This is a genomic window from Acanthopleuribacter pedis (assembly GCF_017377855.1).
Lineage (GTDB): Bacteria > Acidobacteriota > Holophagae > Acanthopleuribacterales > Acanthopleuribacteraceae > Acanthopleuribacter > Acanthopleuribacter pedis.
In genome coordinates, this window is the sequence record NZ_JAFREP010000005.1 from 117669 (window position 1) to 140171 (window position 22503).

At 55.2% G+C, this 22503-nt stretch carries 8 protein-coding genes; 6 read left to right on the plus strand and 2 right to left on the minus strand.

Going from position 1 to position 22503, the window contains the following annotated elements; genetic code table 11:
* Nucleotides 1-138 precede the first annotated feature (138 nt).
* The 6 genes from J3U88_RS07200 (at nt 139) to J3U88_RS07225 (ending at nt 14833) form a co-directional block, all read left to right on the plus strand.
* Nucleotides 139-3219, plus strand: coding sequence for a ligand-binding sensor domain-containing diguanylate cyclase (locus tag J3U88_RS07200; RefSeq protein WP_207857881.1), 3081 nt, complete (start codon nt 139-141; stop codon nt 3217-3219).
* A 204-nt stretch (nt 3220-3423) separates the two neighbouring features.
* The gene (locus J3U88_RS07205) at nt 3424-6372 is read left to right on the plus strand and encodes a tellurite resistance TerB family protein (RefSeq protein WP_207857893.1); all 2949 of its coding nucleotides are present in this window, start codon (nt 3424-3426) and stop codon (nt 6370-6372) included.
* Between the two features lie 72 nt (nt 6373-6444).
* Entirely contained in the window at nt 6445-8748 is a 2304-nt protein-coding gene (locus J3U88_RS07210; protein WP_207857895.1) for a TerB N-terminal domain-containing protein, read from the plus strand.
* Nucleotides 8735-10057: an ATP-binding protein gene (locus tag J3U88_RS07215; protein ID WP_207857896.1), complete on the plus strand. Its 1323-nt coding sequence runs from the start codon at nt 8735-8737 to the stop codon at nt 10055-10057. Before J3U88_RS07210 ends, J3U88_RS07215 begins: the two co-directional genes overlap by 14 nt.
* Nucleotides 10032-12239, plus strand: coding sequence for a DEAD/DEAH box helicase (locus tag J3U88_RS07220; RefSeq protein ID WP_243435843.1), 2208 nt, complete (start codon nt 10032-10034; stop codon nt 12237-12239). Before J3U88_RS07215 ends, J3U88_RS07220 begins: the two co-directional genes overlap by 26 nt.
* 1661 nt (nt 12240-13900) lie before the next feature.
* Nucleotides 13901-14833, plus strand: coding sequence for a transposase (locus tag J3U88_RS07225; RefSeq protein ID WP_207857899.1), 933 nt, complete (start codon nt 13901-13903; stop codon nt 14831-14833).
* A 703-nt stretch (nt 14834-15536) separates the two neighbouring features.
* On the opposite strand, the gene J3U88_RS07230 is transcribed toward J3U88_RS07225, so the two are convergent.
* Together J3U88_RS07230 and J3U88_RS07235 are read right to left on the minus strand one after the other, a co-directional pair.
* Nucleotides 15537-20387 carry a cytochrome c peroxidase gene (locus J3U88_RS07230; RefSeq protein WP_207857900.1) on the minus strand — a complete coding sequence of 1617 codons (4851 nt, stop codon included), beginning with the start codon at nt 20385-20387 and terminating at the stop codon, nt 15537-15539.
* Nucleotides 20388-21571: 1184 nt separating this feature from the next.
* Nucleotides 21572-22447 carry a GNAT family N-acetyltransferase gene (locus tag J3U88_RS07235; RefSeq protein WP_207857902.1) on the minus strand — a complete coding sequence of 292 codons (876 nt, stop codon included), beginning with the start codon at nt 22445-22447 and terminating at the stop codon, nt 21572-21574.
* Nucleotides 22448-22503 lie beyond the last annotated feature (56 nt).

The window sequence follows — 22503 nt, forward strand, 5'->3', positions numbered from 1 at the left end:
TCAGAATTTTAGCTGGAATCTCTCGCGCTTGCCGTGTCTCTCAGGTTTGGACAGGGTGTTGTGTATCGCGAAAGATACCCTTTGCACGTTTCCGCGACCCAATGGAGACTGCCGGCTGGACCGGCGCGGGGAGACGCGATGTTCGCGGGTTTGATACGGTATTGGTGTTTGTGGCTGATGGTGGTGCCCTTGCTGCACGCCCGCACCGTTTTTCACTATCACTACGGTGCCCGCAACGGCTTGACCCAAAACACCGTGCGTTTGTTGCGTCAGGATCCAAGTGGGCAGGTGTGGGCCGGTACTTTGGCCGGTTTGTCGCGTTTCGACGGGCGCCATTTCTGGAATTTCTCCCACGGCAACGGCTTTGAGAACCATCCCGTTCGCGATGTGGCATGGTTGGGCGACCGCCGCTTGGCGTTGACCGCCAACGGGGAAGTTTTTGAGATCGGGCTGAACCGCGCCACCCGCATTCCCCTGGCTGCGCGGGTTCATGCGCTGATTCGTGGCGAGGATCGTCTGTTGCTACTGACAACCGAGGCCTTGGTTGATTTCGGCTCGGACACCCGTTACCCGTTGGGCGAAGGGGTGAATCCCGCGCTCACCTTTGCGTTTTTCACCCACCAGCTCGGCAGCGATTTGTTTTATTCCCTCGACGAACAGTTGTTTTGTTTTGACGGCCGCCGCGCACCTTTTTTGGTGAACCGTTTCGACGCGCCTATTGCCGGCTTGGTAACCACGCCGAACCAGCGTCTGGGCGTGCTCAGCGGCAGCCAGGTTTTTGAGGCCGTCCCGGAGGTGGGGCCCGCTCATTTTCGCGTGTTGTACGAGGCCCCCGCGGAACTGGTGCCTACCTGTGCCGACGGCAACGGTCGTCAATTGCTGGTGGGTACGCGTGACGGCACCTACATCATTGTCGACGACGGTGGCACCCGCCGGTTGCGGGTGGGGTTGCCGCGCAAGGCTTTGGTCACCGTGTTGATTGACCGTGAGGGCAATTTTTGGGGCGGTTACGATTCCGGCGGCATGGTCTTGATTCCCAAGGTCAAATTTGAGTCGTTTACCTCAAAGGACGGTATCGGTTCGAGCGAGGCTTTTTATTTGGTTCACGATACCTTTCGTGGCGGCGTGTGGGTTGGTTCGCGCAACGGTGGCTTGGCCCATATTGGATCGGATCGCAAGGTGACCGCTTACGGTCGGGAGCAGGGTTTGCCTGCCGATCAGGTGCGTGAGGTGGCCCAAGCAAGCGACGGCCGGGTGCTGATTGGAACCCAAGACGGCACCGCCTTGATTCATCTGGATAACCGCGTGGCGGTTGTGACCCCGGATTGCGGAATCATCGTTCGCACCTTCTACGAAACCGCCGACGGTGATCTTTTGGCCGGGGGTTTTGGCGGCGATCTGTTGATGATCCCGAGGGAAGGTGCGCCGCGGTGTTTGAATGGGATCGGCTTGCCCAAGCGTCAAGACGTGCGCCGCATTTTCGCTTTTGGTGAGCATCTCTACGTTGGCACCAATTCCGGCCTGTATCGGTCCGAAAAAGAACCCTTGGCTTTTTCCGCGGTTGGCGAACTCATGGGTGTTGACGTGGTCGATTACCTGATTGAGAGCGAACATACGCTGTGGGTGGCAGGCCGCACCCAGGGTTTGTGGCGCTACGCCGAGGGCAAGTGGTATTCGGAGAAGGAAGGCTTGGAGAACCGGCTGCGCGGTTTGTTCCAGGATCCACTGGGTCGGGTTTGGGTGGCGGGTGCACATGCCGTTTACTTGCGTGACGGGGGTTGGCGCAAAATATCCACCGAGCAAGGGCTCAACTCGGACGATATTTATCTGGTGGGTTTCGACACCTTGGGCCAGACCTGGATCGGTACCAATCGCGGCCTCAATTTATTGGCCCACGATGTGGTGATCGATTCCTTTGATTACCGCGAGGGTTTGGCTGACGACGAACTCAACGCCTCGGGATTTGTCATCGACGAGGACAACAACGCCTGGTTCTGCACCATGGGCGGGGTGAGCGTGATCCAGCCACGTGACATCCCCCGCAACGAGGTGGAACCGCTGACGCGGATCGCCGCCTATACCCACGGCAGCTGGAGCGAATTCGACCAAATGCGCTGGCACCCCTTCGAAGGAACTGATGAGGAGCCGGTTACCTTCGCCCCGGAAAACAATGCGCCGCGTTTTTACCTGTCGTCTTCCTGCTACAGCAACGCCGGCAACGTGCGTTACCGCACCATGCTGACCCGCAACGGTCGCATCGTGAAGGATTGGAGCAAACCCCAAGCAAGGCATTGGGTTTCTTTCTCCCATTTGGCGCCGGGCGACTACGTCCTCAGCGCCAAAAGCAGCAATAACGACGGCTTGTGGTCCGCGCCGGTCAGCCGTCGCTTCCGTGTGGACGCGACGCTGATGCAGAGCCCGGTGTTGCGTGGGGTCGCCGTGTTGTTGGTGCCGACCTTGTTTGGCTTTTTGTTTTACCGCCAACGGACCCGCCACAAACGCCGCCAAAAAATGTTGGAAGACCGCTTGGCCGCCCAAGCCAAGGAGTTAGCGGCCGCGACCCGTGAAATCTCCGAACTGGCGCTGCTTGATCCGCTGACCGGCCTACAGAGCACGCGGTATTTCGAAACGCGCATCGATCAGGACGTGAGCCTGGTGTTGCGCCGCTTCGAACGTTCGGACACAACCGAGGACTTCGACCTTTTTGGTCTGGGGTTTTTCCTGATCAATCTGGATGCCTTCGGCGAAATCAACCGCATCCACGGCGACGAGGTCGGCAACCTGGTACTGCGCGAGGTGGCACAACGCCTGCGCAAAACCGTGCGCGAGAGCGACACCCTGGTACGTTGGAGTGGCGACCAATTCCTTCTCGTTTCCCACGAGACGTCTCCCGGCACCGCGGCGGCGCTGGCCCTACGCCTGCACCGCGTCCTGGTTGAGCGTCCGATCCTGGTTGCCGACGCCCCGCTTACGCTGTGTTGTTCGCTGGGGTTCGCGCTGTTCCCGTTCCATTGGGAAGCCCCGGATCGCGTCACCTGGGAGCAAGTCATCGCGCTGGCTCACGGCGCGCTGCAATTACGCGAGTCACGCGAGGGCCTGGCCTTCATCGGTGTGCAAGGCACGACCCCGGACCTAACCGACAAGCAAATATGCGCCATGATCGAGGACCCGGCCCACGGCGAACGCGAAAACTGGCTCCGTGTTATCGACTCGGTTTAGCATAAAAACTGAGTGAATTTTATAATTTGCAAACGAAGTCTTGTTTTCGTAAACTTTGGTTTCGTTTTCTTTTTCTATTTTGCTTTGATGGGTGTTTTGGGTTTCATATCGTCGGTTCGTTTGTGACTTCGCTTTCGTCAGCGTGCAAGGCGTCTGGTGAAGCCTCGTTGGTTTTGGGCCCGTTATGAAAGCGGAAGGTGTTCAATGGATTTACTAATCGGATTGGCGGTTATTGGCTTTTTTGTCTTTGGCGTGATTTTTCTTTTTGTCAGCGCACTCGTGATTTTGTGGCGGATGTTGGGACATTTCCTGCGCATGCTGAGCAGTCTTTCCGAGGAGCAACCGAAACCGAATCGTCGTCCTCGCCGCCAGGTGGCTGAGAGGAGTGGCGCCTCGATAGCGATCCAAGTCATTGAGGACGAGGCGGATTTGCTGAGAAGTTATTCCGAGGAGCAACCGAAGCCGAATCGTCAACCGAATCGTCGTCCTCACCGCCAGGTGGCTGAGGCGGCGAGTGGCGCCTCGATAGCGATCCGAGTCATTGAGGACGAGACGGATTTGCTGAGAAGTTATTCCGAGGAGCAACCGAAGCCAAACCGTCGTTCCCACCACGAGGTGACTGAGACGAGTGGCGCCTCGATAGAGATCCAAGTCATTGAGGACGAGGCGGATTTACTGAGCAATCTTTCCGAGGAGCAACCGAAGCCAAATCGTCGTTCCCACCACGAGGTGACTGAGACGAGTGGCGCCTCGATAGAGCTCCAAGTCATTGAGGACGAGGCGGATTTACTGAGCAATCTTTCCGAGGAGCAACCGAAGCCAAATCGTCGTTCCCACCACGAGGTGGCTGAGAGGGGTGGCGCCTCGATAGAGCTCCAAGTCATTGAGGACGAGGCGGATTTACTGAGTATCCTTTCTGAGGAGCAACCGAAGCCGAAGCATCGTTCTCAGCACGAGGTGACTGAGACGAGTGGCGCCTCTATAGAGATCCAAGTCATTGAGGACGAGGCGGATTTGTCCCCGGTTTCCTCCAGGAACGATCATGCTGTTCAATGGTACGGGCTTGGCGATTTGGTGACGTTTCATGGTGTTGAAATCAGGGATCCGCTCATTTACTTCGGTTCGCAAAGGATTTCAAGAGGGAAAGATTATCGCTATGAGCCAAGTGTTGTTAATCCCAACCTAAAAGTGCGGATGCCCACGTCGGCTTATGAAAGCGGGCAAGATTATATTGATTATTGGCCCAGTTACCGTTATTTGTCTTCATCCGGGCGCGGTCATTACTTGCGATGGCTCTCGACTGGAAGAGCTGAACCGGATATCGATATCGGTTATGTTTTTCTTTTCTTTTATGGTTTGGAGCGACGGCTATTGGTCGATAAACCACAAGGTGAATTACCGGTAGAAGAATACGTTGCAATCATAGAAGAAGTAGAACGTTTGATAAAAGCCTATCCTGACAATCATTCTTTCCAAAGTTATGCCAAACGATTATTGGCCTTTGACTGGATTACTTCCAATTTTGAGAAACCCATTCCTCCGAATCTTGACCTGGGCGATCCGGGTTATTCCTTGTTGTTCGACGTACGTCTCGCAAAGTTAATTCGGGAAAAACGACCCATTTCAGCGGACATGGTGCTCCATTGGTACCGGCATCATCCCGACTATTCTTTTCGGACACCCGCGCGCCGCTGTCGCGAAGTGTTCCGAATGCTTTTCGGTCTGCGTTATCAGGAACAGTTTGGCGAAGGCATGATGCTTCGGCCGAATAAATCGCCCTTGGAGATTTTCTATCAGCCCGCAAGTTCGGGGTTAAAAGCTGTAACCTTTAAGCCGCCCACGCCGTTACCCGACCCGGGTAGGCTCAAAGCCCCGCTGAAAAAAGTGCATCTTTTGGTTGAATCCTGCACGACCGAGTTGGAAGCCTACAGTCGTTTTCTTGCGCGAAAGAACCAGGATCCCGAAAGCTTAGCCGCGTTGGGTTTGTTGCCGGTTGACGTGTTACGGCGGAAAAAGACTTTTGCCGCGTTGGGTGCTCGTGTCAAAGCCTGGCTTGAAAAGACGGACGAACAGGGGTTGATTTCCATTGAGGACCTGTACCAACTATTAAAGGAACCCGCACCGGAAAAAGTCACCAAGAAAATGGTTCAAGGACTCGCCGGTTTTCTTGATCGACTCGGGTTTGGGATGGCACCGGACCCGCGCTACCATGTCGGCAATCTCAAATTAACCGATCAGGTTGTGTTGTTCAAAGAAGGTCATGGTACGGATTTCGCCCCCTCGGATGACTTTCGCATGATGGTGGTGATTCTGCGGTTGGGTGCCATTGTCAGCCAAATCGATGGGGATGTTTCGCCCGCTGAGGAAGCAATCCTTGCCAAGACCGTTGCCAATCATGAGGCTTTGACACCCACGGAGAAGCGGTCTTTATCCGCGTTTCTTAGCTGGTGCATGCGCACACCTCAAAAAACCGCGGGGCTCAAGGCCGGCCTGGCCGCCTTGGGCGCATCGCAAAAAGAAGCCGTCGGCCACATTCTCATAACCGTGGCGTATGCGGACGGCGTGATTGACCCAAAAGAAATCAAACAGTTGGAAAAGCTCTACACCACCCTCGGTCTCGACAAGGCACAGGTAACCACGGACTTGCACGCCTTGGCCGCCGCTCATGAGCCCGTAGCCGTGAATCGCCCCGATGCGCCCGTCGGCCTTGCCGTACCGGCGCCGAAAAAGAAGGATATTCCCGTCGAGGGGTTCCGTTTGAATGAAGAGCTGGTGCGCTTGCGTCGCGAAGAAACCCATCAGGTCAAAAGTGTTCTTGAGGACATTTTCGGAGACGGGCCGGAAGAAGAGGCGGAATTGACCGAACCGCCGGCGTCCGTTGTTAAAGATCAGCTCGCGCCCTCAATCCCGGGTGGGTTGGATGCCGCCCACCAACAATTATTTGAGCGGCTGGTGAGCCAAGCCTGTTGGTTGGGTGACGATTTCGACGCTCAGGTGAAAGCTTTTGGTTTGATGCGCAACGGCGCTGTTGAAGTGATCAATGAATGGGCTTTTTCCGTGGTTGAGGCGCCGCTTGTTGAAGATGAAGGCGATACCGTTTACATCGACCAAGATATTGCCGCGGAAATTCACCAAGGCGTCGGTGTCGGCTGAGTGTTCCGAAAATGCGTGAGAGGCGCGTGCCTGCTCAAATCTGTTGGCGCGGTTAATCTGAAAAATGCTTAAATGTGGCTGCCGATCCACCCGGTATTGAGGTTCAGCCATCCAGGTGGGCCGGATGGAATTGAGGAGGGCATTATCGCAACCAAACGAACCCAAAAGCCTCCGAAACCGGCTTCAAAAATTGAGACACATCTGGGTTACTTTAAGGTTTCCTTCTACCAAGATAGGCGGGCGCCGATTCTGCCCGCAACCTATCCGCCAAATAAGGCAAAGTGGGTGATGCCAGGGGAAAAAGTTACCGTAGAAGGGATCGTGATTGAAGCCGGGTTTTTATATGTGGGAAGCCTGCTTCGGGGGCGGAGTTACTATGAAAATGACGGTTGTCTTGTTAATCCATCTTTGCCGATTAAAGCCGATCCCACCGGGGTACAGGCTTCATTAGGCTACTTTGTTGATCGACTGTATGAACATACTTGCCCGGAACGGCGCTGGGCTTTTTTGCAATGGAATGCCGGTGGGCGTAAAGATCCCGATGTTCAAAATGACAGCTTGGCCATTTTTTTGGCCGGGTTGGAGCGGCGATTAATGATTGATCGCTTGTATGGGGAAGTGAGTACCGTGGAACGGTATGCGCTTCTTGATGAATTGGTTCGTCTTATGTCCTTATACCAATCCCATTCCCACTTTGTTGAGTGCGCCGCGGAACTCCTTGTGATTGACTGGCTCTTGGCCGGTGGGGATCTGTCCACCTGTTCGGTTTACGACAAATTGGAAAACTTCCAAATTGGCGCCCGTGAATTCCAAATTCAGTTGGCGTTTACCATCAGTAAACGGATGCCCCTGCGTGGCGAAACAATGCTGCGCTGGCTTGCGGTTGAGAACCCTCATTGGTTAAAGGGGCCCGTGGTTCGGTGTCCCGTCGCCTTCAGAAAGTTGTTTACCCAACGTTTTGACGCGACTTTTGGACAAGGTTTGGTCGTCAAACCCTGCAGGACCCCGCTGGTGATTGAGCTTGAACCCATGAATGATGCCGTGGATGTGCTTTCCCTGGAGCACCATCCACCTTTACCGGACCCCTCCGAGCTGAGGCAGCCTTGGGTTCAGGTGTACCCAATCTTTGAATCTTGTTTGAAGGACCTGGATGCTTACAGCCGTTATCTCGGGCGTGAAGGTGCCAAAGGCTTTTCCCTTTTCGGCTTAAGTTACCTACCCCCGGAGCTTACAGCCGAATTTAAGCAGGGTCGCGAGGTGTTGGTGCGGCTTCAGCAATGGTTTCAAAGCAAAGAAACGTACCAAATGATTCGCCTTGATGATCTGTACCGTGAATTCGGTGAGGTCGTCTTTGAAAAAGTTTTGAAGCAGCGGCTCATTCGGTTGGCACATTTATGCGATCTACTTGGTTATGGGATAGCCCCCGACCCACGCTTTCCGGTTTTTGCACCCTTTACCCAGGATCAATTTCTGTTGTTTGAGGGTGGTTTTGGCGCTGATTTCGAACCCTCTCGTGATTTTGAAGGAATGGTGCCTTTTGTTCGTATGGCCGCCATGCTTTGCCGGCCTGATCAAGATCTGGCGAATGTTATAGCGGGACCTGTTGTCCAAGCGCTTCGAGAACACCAGACATTAAGTGACGTGGAAAAACGTGGTTTGACGGCCTATTTTCTCTGGTGTTTCCAAGCCGAACAAAAAACAAGGGGTCTTCGAGTCAGTCTGAAAAATATTGCCCTGGAGGAAAAGCACCAATTCGGGCGAAAGCTGTTGGTTTACGCGCATTTGGGGCGTGGAATGAGTGCCAAGAAAATGAAGTTGTTGGAGCGGTTCTACGGCTTTTTGGGTTTGAAGAAGGATCAAGTGATTGCTGATTTGCATGATCTTACCAGCGCCGGCGAACCCATGCTTGTTGCCAACGCGGGCGCCGCGACAGGGTATGCCATTCCTCGGCCCGTTGATGAGACGCCTGGAGCCAAGCGCATTCACTTGGATCCCGCTTTGGTGCGTGCGCACCGCGAGGAAACCGAGCAGGTGCAATGGGTGCTTTCCGATCTTTTCGGTGATGACACAACGGAAGAGAAGACCAAGCCGATGAGGCCTGAACCTTCGCCGAATACCCTTGCTGCGCAAGAATTTGCAAATACTCTTGATGCCATCTATCGGCCGTTGCTTCACCGGCTTGTAACCCAAGCATCTTGGCCGAGTGGGGACTTTGAGGCCCATGCCAAATCTCATGGGTTAATGCGCAACGGCGCGGTGGAAATGATTAATGAATGGTCCTTCGCGACCTTGGACGCGCCGTTGCTTGAGGATCACGGCGACACCCTTACCGTTGACCAGGATTTACTAGAGGAGCTACGCCATGGAGCAAGTTAAAAAGAAACGGATTCGTCCCCGCGAGCGCGACGCCGTCATTCAATCTTTGCGGGCCGGGGTTACCCCTCGCGCCGGTATCCAGCACATTCAAGTCGGCCGCCGTCGCGAAATCGAAGCGATGTTAAAAGATATCGAACGCATCGGGGACGGCGGCACCGCCTTTCGTTTGATCATTGGGGCTTATGGTTCCGGCAAAAGTTTCTTTTTGCAGCTGGTGCGCCTGATTGCTCAAGAAAAAGGTTTGGTGACCGTTCATGCCGATTTATCGCCGGATCGACGGCTGCATGCCACCGGCGGCCAAGCACGCGGCCTGTTCGCCGAACTGATGAAAAACGCTGCTACCCGCGCCAAACCTGCCGGCAACGCCTTGCCCAGTATTGTCGAGCGCTTCCTAACCGAGGCCGCCAAGGAAGCGGATCAAACCGGTAGCGAGGTTGAAGCCGTGATTCACCAACGCCTGGAGCATTTGTCGGAATTGGTGGGCGGCTATGACTTTGCCAAGGTAATCGCAGCCTATCGCGAAGGCCACGAAACCGACAATCACCAACTGACCAACGATGCGGTTCGGTGGTTGCGGGGCGAGTTCTCCACCAAGACCGATGCGCGCAAACAGCTGGGTGTGCGGGTGATTATCGATGACGCGCGTTTTTACGACCAACTCAAATTGCTCAGCCTGTTTGTTCGCCAAGCCGGCTACAAGGGTTTGTTGGTGAACCTGGATGAAATGGTGAATCTCTACAAGCTCAACAACAAAAAAGCGCGTGAATCGAACTACGAGCAAATCTTGAGAATGCTCAACGATAGTCTGCAAGGTGGTTCGGAAGGTTTGGGTTTCCTGATGGGGGGGACGCCGGAATTTCTCTTGGACCCCCGAAAAGGGCTTTACAGTTACGAGGCCTTGCAATCGCGTTTGGCCGAAAATCGGTTCGCCAACCAGGCCGGTGTGGTCGACTATTCCGCGACCGCGCTGCACCTGGCCAACCTGACCCCGGAAGAATTGTACTTGCTGCTTTGCAATATTCGCCACGTTTTTGCCGCCGGTGATCCCGCCAATTACTTGCTGCCGGATGAGGCGCTTACCCAGTTTTTGAGCCATTGTGCCAATCGGATTGGTGAGGCCTATTTCCGCACGCCGCGCAACACCATTAAGGCGTTTGTCGATTTGCTGTCGCTTCTGGAGCAGGATCAACAGCTCGATTGGGGTGAACTGATCGGCCGCGTGGAACTGAAACCCGAGCTTCAGTCGGATATGCCGGACAGCACACCGGCCGGTCAGGGTGACGATGAACTCAGCAGCTTCCAACTCTAACTCGGCCGCTTTTGCGCGCCTGCATCGGGGCGTTCAGCGTTGGATTTGGGGGCAGGGTTGGACCGCGTTACGGGATATCCAAGAAGCTGCCGTGAATCCGCTCCTCGCCGGTGATCGCGATGTGGTCATCAGTGCCGCAACTGCCTCGGGCAAAACCGAGGCCGCGTTTTTGCCCATATGTTCGCGTCTGGCCGAAGAGCCCGCGGAAGGGATCGGTGTGCTGTATATTAGCCCGCTAAAAGCCTTGATCACCGATCAGCATCGGCGATTAGAAAGTTTGTGCGAACACGTGGGTCTCCAGATTACCCCCTGGCATGGTGATGTACCCAAGTCTTTGAAAACCAAATTGAGACGACGTCCGCGCGGTATTTTGCTGATTACCCCCGAGTCGTTGGAATCCTTGCTCATCCATCAAATGGGATGGCTCAAAACCGCCTTTGCACCGCTCCGTTACATCGTGATTGACGAGTTTCATGCCTTTATTGGTAGTGAACGTGGCTGCCAGCTTTTGTCGTTGCTGACGCGTTTGGGTTTCCTGCTGGATAAAGAGGTTCCCCGTGTTGCTTTAAGCGCGACCCTCGGCGATTTGGTTATGGTGGGTAAGTGTTTGCGGCCGGCCGAAGCTGGTTGTGAGCCCGCGGTTATTGAATCGGCCGCGTTAAAGTCCTCGCTCAAAATCCAGTTGCGCGGTTACCTGATCCCGGATCGTCCTCACGACGAGGACGACAATCCGGTCGATACCGTGCAAAATCAAATCGTCGCTGACTTGTTTTCGATTTTACGTGGGAAGTCCCATTTGGTGTTTGCCAACAGTCGGCGATGGACCGAATATTTCGCGGCTGAACTGGCTGACCGCTGCGCGGTGCACGCGTTGCCCAACGAATTTTTCCCTCACCACGGTAATTTGGCCAAGGAGCTGCGCGAGCAATTGGAGGCGCGGCTGCTGGAGGGGCGTTTACCCACGACCGCCGTGTGCACCATGACCTTGGAATTGGGTATCGATATTGGAAGCGTTGATTCCGTGGCCCAGGTCGCGGCGCCCCATTCGGTGGCGAGCTTGCGACAGCGTTTGGGACGATCCGGCCGGCGGGGTGAAGCCGCCGTGTTGCGGTTGTTTATTAAGGAGCAGGAAGTGACCGCCGATAGTGGCGCGGCGGACCGGCTGCGGTTCCACACCATGCGTTGTGCCGCCTTAATCAGCCTGCTGCTGAAGAAATGGTACGAACCGCCGCTTACCGGCCTAAACCACTTCTCAACCTTAGTTCATCAGGTGCTTGCGGTGATTGGCCAATACGGCGGGGCGCGCGCCGACCAGTTACATCGTTTGTTGTGCGCGAGGGGGCCGTTTCAAGAAACTGAACCCGCCGCTTTTGCGGCCTTGTTGCGATCCATGGGTGAGGATGAGCTGATTAGCCAGACACACGACGGCCAATTGGTGTTGGGTGTCAAAGGAGAAAACCTGGTTGGCCATTATTCCTTTTTTTCGGTGTTTAAAACGCCGGAAGAATACCGCTTGGAAGCGGGTGGAAAGGTATTGGGTACCGTGCCGGTGGATGGGCCGCTGCTGGTCGATCAGATCATCATTTTCGCGGGCAAACGTTGGCGCATCGAGTCGGTGGACGATGAAAAGAAAGTGATCACGCTGACCAAGGCAAAGGGCGGTAGCCCACCGCTTTTTCTTGGCGATCCCTTGTTGGTACATGACCGGGTGCGCCAAGAGATGTTTGCCCTGTTTGAATCTGGTGAGTGCCCTGTTTATTTTGATGCCGTCGCTCGTGACCATTTCGAGGAAGCCGTTAGCGGTTTTCGTGAGTGGGAGCTAGCGGATCGTCCTTGGCTGGTTTCAGGTGCCAACTTATGGGTATTTCCATGGTTGGGTGATCGGGTGGTGAATGCCTTGGCGATTCTGGTGACGGAACAGGGCTTCCAGGCCGGTAATGACGACGGTATTCTTGAAGTGAGAAACTGTTCGGAGGCGGCGTTTAAGCAAGCTATTAAAACCCACCTCGCGGGACCGAGGTTGACCAAAAAAGATCTGGCCGCCCGCTTAGAAGGATCACCGATTGAGAAGTACGATAAATGGGTCCCCAAATCCTTGCGGCAACAGAGCCAAAGCGGGCATTTCTTTGACCTTGAAGGGGCTTATCAATGGCTGGAACGCAAAACTGACTTTCTTAGATAAACAGGTTTCGTCACGTTGTCGCGACCTCGGCGCTTCCTTTGGTTTATCTTTGTGAGCCTTGAAGCCGAAGTGGCTTTTGCGGGATAAGCCTATTGGGTGAAGGGGTATTCGCTATTTGGTAAGCCTATCAACGAGAGGTGAGACACAGGCGGTTAAGACGGCTGCCCTTCCTGAAAATGCTTCAGGAGGTTGCTTTTTGAAAACTAGCCCGCATTTCTCACAAGGATTCGTCGCGAGAAGCAGAAAGCCTTGTGAGTACGAAGAGGATGACGACCGAGAGACGGCGCAGGGGTCCGACCTTTCGGCCTAGCAGCGCCACGGGGAAGGCGGCTCGACCGAGTAAGGCGGAAGGCCGCCCCCTCGTAATCGCATCGGTTGCCCTGTAGCAGAATTCCTTGTGAGAAATGCGGGCTAGACGCGGGACTAAAACCTAGAGGCGTGATAAGAGCGAGGGGGGGTGTCTAAAGATCTGGAGCGAAACGACTTGGGGGAGCGGGCCGGGGTCGCGCACGACGTGCTCCCACTGGGTGCCGTGAGCATTTTCACTAGCCGTTGCAGTCCAGAGGTTTAGCCAAAACCACCGCGAGTTATCGCGCTTCTTAGAAAAGCCCCGCGTCTGCGCCTGGGCGGTCTGTTGGACGTTTCAGGCCTGCAAATACGGGATGTGGCGCCGCTGAATTTTCGTTAAAACGTGCTTGTTTTAGAGCCCGAGGTGCGCCTACTCATAAGGTCAAAACCCAGATAAGCTGACACAAAAGCCAAAGTCCGAACCAGGCACTGAAAATGACCGGATCCCCGCCTTGAAAAATCGTGTTGGTACCATTTTTTTCATGTCGACAATGAGCAAAAAATACGGCAACCCTAATGAAACCAGCTTCTTTCTCCTGCCTGTCACCTTGTAACTGGTCACCTTGTAAGGCGTTGTAAGGCGTTGTAAGGCGCCTGTGGCCGTTCCTTTCGCCTGAAAAAAAGCGCGATTCCTCCCCGAGTGATAGCCGCTGGTGTTGACTAAGGTTTTCGGAAGGAATCGCCCCTATTGGTTTTTATTACTAGTTGACTTGGGTTTTGTTGGTTTGGCCTGCTGACCAGTGGCGGGTGCTGCCCGCGTAGATGCCGAACGAACCGCTGTTGCGTAGGACGGCGCGGTCCGCCCCGGTTCCGTTGGTGCCGCTGCGCCACAGCGCGCTGCCGTTAAGGACAATCTAAGAATCTAAGTGACAGGCAAGCCTAAGTGGTTGAAAGTAGTGTGGTTTTCTGTGTGGCGTGTGATTTTATTAAGGTTGGCTTAAAGATAGGTGGTTTGAAAAAAAACACGGCCTGGTTTTTTTTTTGCTAAAATTGCTTTCGCCAAACCTCGCAGGGAGAAAAATGAAAAACAGCTCTTTGCGATTCAAAAATACGCACCCAAGACACGGGTTTATCTGGGTAGATTCGATAAAGGGACTTGTCCAGAGCACCCGACCTAAATTTTTTCAAGAAAGCGGTAGCCGGTTTCTTGGCACGTTCAACCTGCGAACCTTTGATGTGACAGTCCCCACCTGTCAGTTTGACGAGGTCTTAATCGTCGGTCGGAACTTTTCTAGCCAAAAAGCAGCACACCATCCAAGATTTGGCAAACACAGCGGAAATTCGCTTGGTTTTCAAATCGGGGGAGGTTCGGCATGAGTCGACGTCCCCGAGTCAAGCTCGATAAACCCATTTCCTATTACCATGTGATGACCCGAACCGTGCAACAAGAATTTTACCTAGGTGATGATTATGTGCCAGGTTTCAAACAGGTTATGCTGGATGTTTTTCGAGAGGCGGCCTCCGTCTTTTACGTAAACATTCTCGCATGGGTAATCATGGATAATCATTACCATCTGTGCCTTGAGGTGAAGAAACCACCGAGGGACCCAGAAGATCTCAGACGTCGATTTGAACGCCTCCAGGAGATCAACGTCAATAAAAGGCGATGGCAGCCTGAATTAGCGCATGCCTGCTACAAACGTTTTACCGATGTCTCTGAATTCATGAAAACGGTGAATTTTCGGACGGCAACCGCATTCAACCGCGCCCGAGAAACCAGAGGGCACCTGTGGGGTGCGAGATTCAACAGTAAAATCATCGGGGATGAGATGGGTCTGTTAAAAGTCATGTGCTATATCGAGCACAATCCCGTGAAAGCAGGCTTATGCAGGAAATCGTCGGCATACCCATGGTGCTCTGCCGGGCATCTCAAACACCAATTAGATCGTGGGAAGGCCATTGACTTTCCTCCGATCAATTTTCTCAAATACATGCCTCGCAAGCGTCGTGCTCGAAATTACCTCCAATTGGTGGATGAACTGGCGGGAAAACTTCACAGCGGACCCTCAAATCCCGAGCCTTGCGTGCCGTCATACGATTTACCCATTACAGATGCTGAGCTCGAAGAATGGCGTAAAGAGTTTGCGTTCAAGGCGCCAGAAGATTGGTCAAACCAGGCATTTGGGTCGGAAGCATTCCAAAGGCAAATCGCGCTGCAGGAAAAGGCCAAAACGCAGAAGGTTTCAAAGGTTCGGGGAGAGGCGGTTAAACGAAGGCGTTGCGACCCTGACGATCAAGGCCTTTAAGGTAAGTCAAATAAAATAAATAATTTAAAAGAAAGGCGTGTTTGTTTTAGTGCCCAAGGTGCGCCTAAATATAAGACCAAAACCAAGATAAGCTGGCAAAAAAGCCAAAGTCTGAACCCGGTACTGAAAATAACCCGGTTCCCGCCTTGAACAATCGTGCTGGTACCATTTTTTACATGTCAAAATTAAACAATAAATGCGGTAACCCTAATAGGACCAGTTTCTTTCTCCTGCCTGTCACCTTGGAGTCTGTTGGACGTTTCAGGCCTGCAAATACGGGATGTGGCGCCGCTGAATTTTCGTTAAAACGTGCTTGTTTTAGAGCCCGAGGTGCGCCTACTCATAAGGTCAAAACCCAGATAAGCTGACACAAAAGCCAAAGTCCGAACCAGGCACTGAAAATGACCGGATCCCCGCCTTGAAAAATCGTGTTGGTACCATTTTTTCATGTCGACAATGAGCAAAAAATACGACAACCCTACTAAAATCAGCTTCCTTTCTCCTGCCTGTCACCTTGTAACTCCTACTAAAATCAGCTTCTTTCTCCTGCCTGTCACCTTGTAAGGCGGTCACCTTGTAAGGCGTTGTAAGGCGCCTGTGGCCGTTCCTCTCGCCTGAAAAAAAAGCGCGATTCCTCCCCGAGTGATAGCCGCTGGTGTTGACTAAGGTTTTCGGAAGGAATCGCCCCTATTGGTTTTTATTACTAGTTAACTTGGGTTTTGTTGGTTTGGCCTGCTGACCAGTGGCGGGTGCTGCCCGCGTAGATGCCGAACGAACCGCTGTTGCGTAGGACGGCGCGGTCCGCCCCGGTTCCGTTGGTGCCGCTGCGCCACAGCGCGCTGCCGTTGAGAGTGCGGATGACGAGGTTGCCGTCGCTTTGCATGGTCAGGCGTTGGCCGCCGCGGCCTCCTGTTTTCGAGGACCACAGCGCTCGCCGCGTCGCGACTTCGCGCAGGACGAGATTGCCGTCGCTTTGGAAGGTGAGGCGGAAGTTGCCGTTGTTGGATTCCAGGAAATCGTTGACCTTGAGCTGTTCGTCCCGCGCCAAGGTATTGCTTGTCGGGGGCTCGTCGTCCACGGCCGGATCGTCGTCGGTGTCCTCGGTTTGGTTGCTTGCCCACACGGGAACGTTGCCGGCGTAGAGAACGAGGACACCGTCGTTTTGCAGCACAGCGCGATCCGCGTTGCTGGTGTGGGTTCCGCTGCTCCAGATCGGTGTGCCTTCCGCGGTGCGTAACACCAGGTTGCCGTCGCTTTGCAGGCTGAGGCGTTCGCCGCCTTGGCCACCGGTTCTGGAAGACCACAGGGCCGCGCGGGTTGCGGTGTCACGCAGGACGAGGTTGCCGTCGCCCTGGAAATAAAGGCGATAGGCACCGTTGGTGGATTCGAGGAAGTCGTTCCTGTTTAACAGTTCGCCGAGCGCCAGGGTGTTCGCCGTGGTGGGTTCGTTGCCGTCGCCGGCGTTGTCATCCGCGTCATCGTCCCTACCGGCATCGCCGCCGGTGTCATCGGCCGTGTTGGCTGACCAGACCACGGTGATGCCGGCGTAGACAACGAAGGAGCCGTCGTTGTTCAGCACGGCGCGGTCCGCGCCCGTTCCGTTGGTGTCGCTTGCCCAGATTGCCGCGCCGGTCGTTGCGTAAATGACGAGGTTACCGTCCGCCTGCATCACGAAACGATTGCCCCCCTGGCCCGCGCTTTTGGTCGACCACAGGGCTTGCCGGTTGACGGTGTCGCGGAGGACGAGGTTACCGTCACTTTGGAAATAAAGGCGGTAGGCGCCGTTTTCGGATTCGAGGAAATCGTTGGGTTCTAAGTGTCCGCCGGCGATCAGGGTGTTCGCTGAATTGGGTCCGTCATCGGAACCATCATCGGAACCATCATCGGAACCATCATCGGAACCATCATCGGAACCATCATCGGAACCATCATCGGAACCATCATCGGAACCGTCATCGTTACTGTTCACGGCCCACACGACTGATTCGCCGGCGTAAACGACGAAGGAACCGTCGTTGTTTAAAACCGCGCGATCCGAGCCTGTTCCGTTGGTTCCGCTCGCCCACAAGGCGGGACCCGCGCTTGAATAAATCACCAGATTGCCGTCGCTCTGCATCACAAACCGATTGCCGCCTTGACCGTGGGTTCCGGTGGACCACAAGGCCTGGCCGCTTGCCGCATCGCGGAGCACCAGGTTGCCGTCATTCTGGAAGTTGAGCCGATAAACGTCGTTGCTCGATTGGAGGAAATCGTTGAGGTCCATTCGGTCACCCGGACGCAAGCTGTTGGTCGAGGTCGCTGGATCACCCGCGCCGGTGCCGTCATCGGCACCATTCCCGGCCGCATCCGCGATCCACCAAACCTCGTTGATCCCATCGCCTGTTGTATTCCCCGGCGTTTGATCCCCCGCGAAGAAGTACAGCGGACGACCCAAAAAAGCTGCTTGGCGCGATCCGTCGCTGCGGCGAATGGTCGACAAACCGGCCACGCCTGATGCACCGATATCGGTTACAAGGAGTGGTGGCCACGAGACGGCACAATCGCCGTTACAGCTGCTGCCTTCCACGGCCAAATCATTGTTGAAAACGTACAGCGAAAAACCCGGTCGCGCTGATCCCATACCGCCGAGCAGAACGCCGTTGTCCACCGCGACCTCATCGATCGGCGCGGATCCACCCGAACCGTCATCAAGGCCGTCCACGGAAAGCGCACCCAAAAAGGCCACTATGTCGTCGATCTCGCGATCGTTCAATTCCAGCGGGCGAATGTCTGTATCACGGCCCACCACATTGGGTGCACCGTCGTTGTAGGCCAACATCACATCGCGCAAGGTCTCAAAACTCCCGTCGTGCATGTAGGGTGCGGTTTGCCCCAACGCCCGCAGGGTCGGCACCTTAAACAAATGTGCATCGCGCGCGCGGCCGGTCATTTCGACGCGGCCCACATCATCGTTTGTGGTCAGGCCGTTGTTGCGAAAGCTCTCGTCGGTAAAATGGTCGCCCGCGTGGCAACCGCTACAACGCGCTTTGCCCTCGAACAGATCCAAGCCGCGTCGTTCCGCCTCGCTCAATGCGCCCATGTCGCCGGCCTTAAACGCATCCACGCGCGTGGGCCCCGAGAACTGCAACGCCTGAAAACTCGCCAGTGCGACGGGGAGGTTGGTCGCGTTCGGCGCCTCGCCAAACACTTGCTGGAAACGCACCGCGTAGTCGCCCTCGGTTCGCAGGCGTTGCACGGCCTCCGCGATGGGCAGGTTCATTTCGTGGGGGGCCGCGATGGGCACCAACGCCTGGGTTTCCAGTGAACCCGCGTTGCCGCTCCAACCCTGCAAACTGGAGAACAACCGGTTCAGAAGGGTTGGCGTGTTCCGTGAGCCGGCGTCGGTGGGTTCGTTGCCTTCCGCGATGGGTAAGCCGTCCGTGAAAGCCAGGTTCGGATCGTGGCAGGTGGCGCAGGAGGTGGTTCGTTCTTGCGAGAGGATTACGTCGGAAAACAGCTCCTCGCCCAACTGGGCCGCGGCCGGGCTAAAACCGGCCACGTCGGTCGCATAACGCAAAGCACCTTGCAGGTGCGCCGGAACCGCATTGACCAGGGTCTGGCTGGGCGCGCGGTGGGTACGCACGTTGGCGTAATGGGCGATTTCATGGGGTTGCCGTGTTACATTGGAAACTTTGACCTCATCCAACCGCATCAAGGCGGCGGCGTTGATGGGACCGACCCGCACGGCGCCGGTGATGTTCACGGCAGCCAAGCCGTCCGCGGCGCGTGAGGCGATGTTCACGCCGTCGCGGTACAAACGCAGGTCGTTTTGGGGAAGGTCATAGGTAAAGGCGAGGTGGGACCAGGTGTTGGTTGGAACCGTGGTGCCGGTTAAAACCACGTGGGTGCCTGCCGTGTCGGTGAGGGCCGCGCTCAAACGATTACCGCGGGCGAGGAACACCTCAATACCGTTTTCAAGTTGGAACAAAGGCACTGTGCCGCTGCCGCGTTCCAGCCGGATCCAAAAATCAACCGAACCGGTTTGGGTCAGGCCCTCCCAGCCCTGATTACGGGTGATCTCCAAGTAATCGCCGTTGTCGAAATAAATTGCTTGGCCGTAGCGACCCTGGAGTTCATCCCGGCCGTTGAACTCCAATGGGAATTGCGCGCCCACCAGGGTCGCGTTGTTGAAATTACCCGAGGTATCGTTGGAACGGGTTACCTGAAAATTACCGGCCCGGTTCAAATGCTCGTTCATGGCCAGGTACATCACGAAGTTGCCGTCGAGGTAGTCGTCGAAACCTACCTCGGCGTAATCGCGCGAGTTGGAACCAAAGATTGGGTAACTGGGCCCGCGCACCGAATAGGGAATTGCTAGATCGGGCAGGTCCTTGTAGGGTGTCCACATGGTGGTGAAGGCACCGGGCGAGGACAGAAACAAACGGGTATCAAGGTGGCGATTAGGATTGATCGGGCCGTCAATGTGGCGCACGATCCAGCCGGTCCAACGGCCGACAACGCTGGTGCCGGTGCGGCGTGCGCTGACGCCGTCGCGTGAGGCCTGGTAAAACAATTCCGAGCCGTCGTGGCTCACCCAGGGGTAAGCGCCTTTGATCAGTTCACGGGGTCGGTAAGGCGCGCCGGTGGCGTCGCGGATCGGGTTTTCGGCGAGTGGGTAACGCACATGGAAGGGGATGCCGTCGACCAGGGTGTCGCGGTCGTCGTAGTGCATATTGGCGAGGGAGAACGGGCCACGCCAGTTGTCGGTGGCGCCGGGGGTAGGGTTCCAACCGTAGACCAGGTTGTCGATGCGGCCGTTGTTGTCGGGGTGACCTTGGCCGATGATCAAACGACCGTCGAGGGTGACGGTGGGTTCAATGCAGCGGAAGTCTTCCCCGTTTTGCAAACGCAGCCGTTGAAAGCCGCTGGTGAAATCGGCGCGGATCACCTGAGCGTCGGGCGTGCGCGCGTCGGCGACAATAAAGGTTGCGCGGCGGATGCCCATCTGGTCGTTGTCGTTGTTGCGCAAGGAGGTGTGGTAAACCAGCGCGCGGTAGGTGTCGTGGCTGCCGTTTAAATTGAAGGTACCGTCGGCGTTGGAGGGATAGGGGTTTTGACTGGAAACGGCGGGGTCGGGCACGATGGCGATCCAGTTATGCTGCATGTCCGGCGCCTCGGTTTTTAGTTCCAACGGAATGGTTCGTCCGAAGGCGCCTTGGCGGAAGCTGACGGTGCCGTCGTTGTTGCGCACGATGCGTTCCGGGCGGAAGGCGGCGGCGTACCAGCCGGCGGTCCGGGTGACGACAAACAAACGGCCGTCCCAGGTTTCGGCATGACCGTTACCGCTGAAGCCGGTATTGTTGCGTGCCGGAAACCCGCGTTGTCGGCTGTCGTTCAGCGAGTAAAGTGCGGCGTTGGGTGAGGTGAACCGGTCGTTGCCGGTAGCCGTCTTGTTGCTTGTTAAGTGCGATTGCGTGTTGTTTGAAGGTGGAGAAGGTGAAGAAACGGTGGGGGAATTGGCCGTGAGGATCCATCCATATAAACATATTGCGGTAATCATGAAACCTGTTCGCATGTGAAACTCCTAAATGAATCAGGCGATTTCAGGGAACAACGTTTGTGCAAGCCAAAAACAGCATCGGGTACAAGCACACACGATGAAACCTAAGAAGCGCGATAAGAGCGAGGGATTTTGGCTAAAAATCTGGAGCGAAATGGTTTGGGAAAAGCGGAAGCGCACCCATTGGGTGCGGTGAGCATTTTCACAGACCGTTGCAGTCCAGAAGTTTAGCCAAAATCACCGCGAGTTATCGCGCTTCTTAGGTGAAAGGATTGCTTTTGAATAAGCAACATTTGATGTGGTTTTTGGTCGTGTTTCATGAAAGCGAGGCGCGGTAAAGTTTCGGCGGCGGTTCAGCGTCTCGTGACAACACGTTTTCCATAAGATGATCGCCATCCATTACGAATGGTGCATCTGGAAATCAAACACTGCAAGCCTGAGTTAGGTTAGGTATTCGAACCATTAAGATGCATTCATTTTTGGATGCTCTTGTTGATGACGAAAGCCGGCCAACCAAAGACTTTGCGCGTTTAGACCGCATTAAACATGAGGTGGGGAACAACTGACGATGAACAATCACGCATCGAAATGGGTGAAACAGGTAAGCATAAAACGTTGTTTTGAAACTAAGAAGCGCGATATGAGTGAGGGGTTTTGGCTAAAGATCTGGAGCGAAATGGTTTGGAAAAAGCGGAATCGCACCCGTTGGGTGCGGTGAGCATTTTTGCAGGCCATTGCAGCCCAGAGGTTTAGCTGAAATCACCGCGAGTTATCGCGTTTCTTAGGTTGAAGGGCGTGTGGGGAATTCCTTTTTTATCTCATGTTTGCAAAACAGGACCGGTTCCTGTTTTGCGTAGAGAGCTAACGCGAAAAAACCATCGTTTTGTTTGCCAACGGGGGATCAACACGGTGTCTTAGTATGAAACCATGAAACAGCGACCTAATTTAGAAGTCATGTTTGTCTGTTCGTGGGAGATGGTTTCTCTAAGAACAATCCGCGCCTGATCATTGAAGCGATGTCTTTCACGCCGGGAGCATTTTGGCGGCGCGTCTCTTAATAGAAGAAGTGCGCCATAGATAGGTTGTACACTTTTGTGGATATTTAAAAAGTGACATGGGGCAATTTTTGGCGGGATGGAAAATGAAATTTGACGGGGGTGTCTGAACATCTTATGGCGAATCGAAATGGTGTCGGTTCATCACAACCGTTTGGCGAGGTAGTGGCGTTCGTGGCCGGTGGGGAAGTCGCGCAGGGTGGCATAGACGCGGTAACCGCGGCGTTGGTAGAAAAACAAAGCCTGGAAACTGAAGGTGTCCAACAAGATGTGGTCCAGCTTGTGCCGTCGCGCCGCTTTTTCTACGCTATGTAAAAGGCGCCCGGCGCAGCCGCGACCGCGGTAATCGGGATGGGTCCAAAGCCCGTTCAACGTGAGTTGGTTCCAGCAGACGCTCCCCAACACCCCCGCGACGGGTTGGCCGGCGCGGTTGCGGATAACCCGGTTTAGCGGTTGTTCTTCGCGTGGCGGCAAGCCGCGCGCGGTCAAGGTGCGATCCAAAAGCTGGGGGATCCAGTTGCGTTCTGAACGGCGTTCGGGAACCGTGGTTGGTCCGGGTCGAACGGGTTCGCCCTTGTTTCGCCAGACCATCACGCGGTGGGCGAATCCGCGCGGGTAGCCCTCGAGCTTCCCAACGCGGTGGAAACCCGCGTTGGCTAGCTTATCCTGATCGGCTTTGGTAAAGCAGTGGCTCAAAACGGCATGACAGCCGTACCGCCGCGCCGTTTCTTTGACGGCGGCGATGAGGCGTTGCTCGTTTTCGGCCCGTCCGGGGCCGGCTTCTGTTTGGTGATAAATCACCTGTAGCCAGCCCCAAAAAGAGACGGCGGCGAAGCGACCCAGGATGTGACCGCTTGGTTCGCACAGGTTTTCGGCGATGGTAATCGGCAAAGCGGCGGGGTGTCCGCTCGGGGGCGGTTCGGTATGCATGGCGTGGCGTAAGATGGTCAGTTCGGCTTCACCCGGTGATCCTTCCATTAAGCCGACGATGGGTCTGGAAAGCGGGACAGCTTGTAACATGGGAAGCTCCTTTTGGTTGTGTGAACAAGGTTGGCTTGCGGGGACGAGAGACCGAC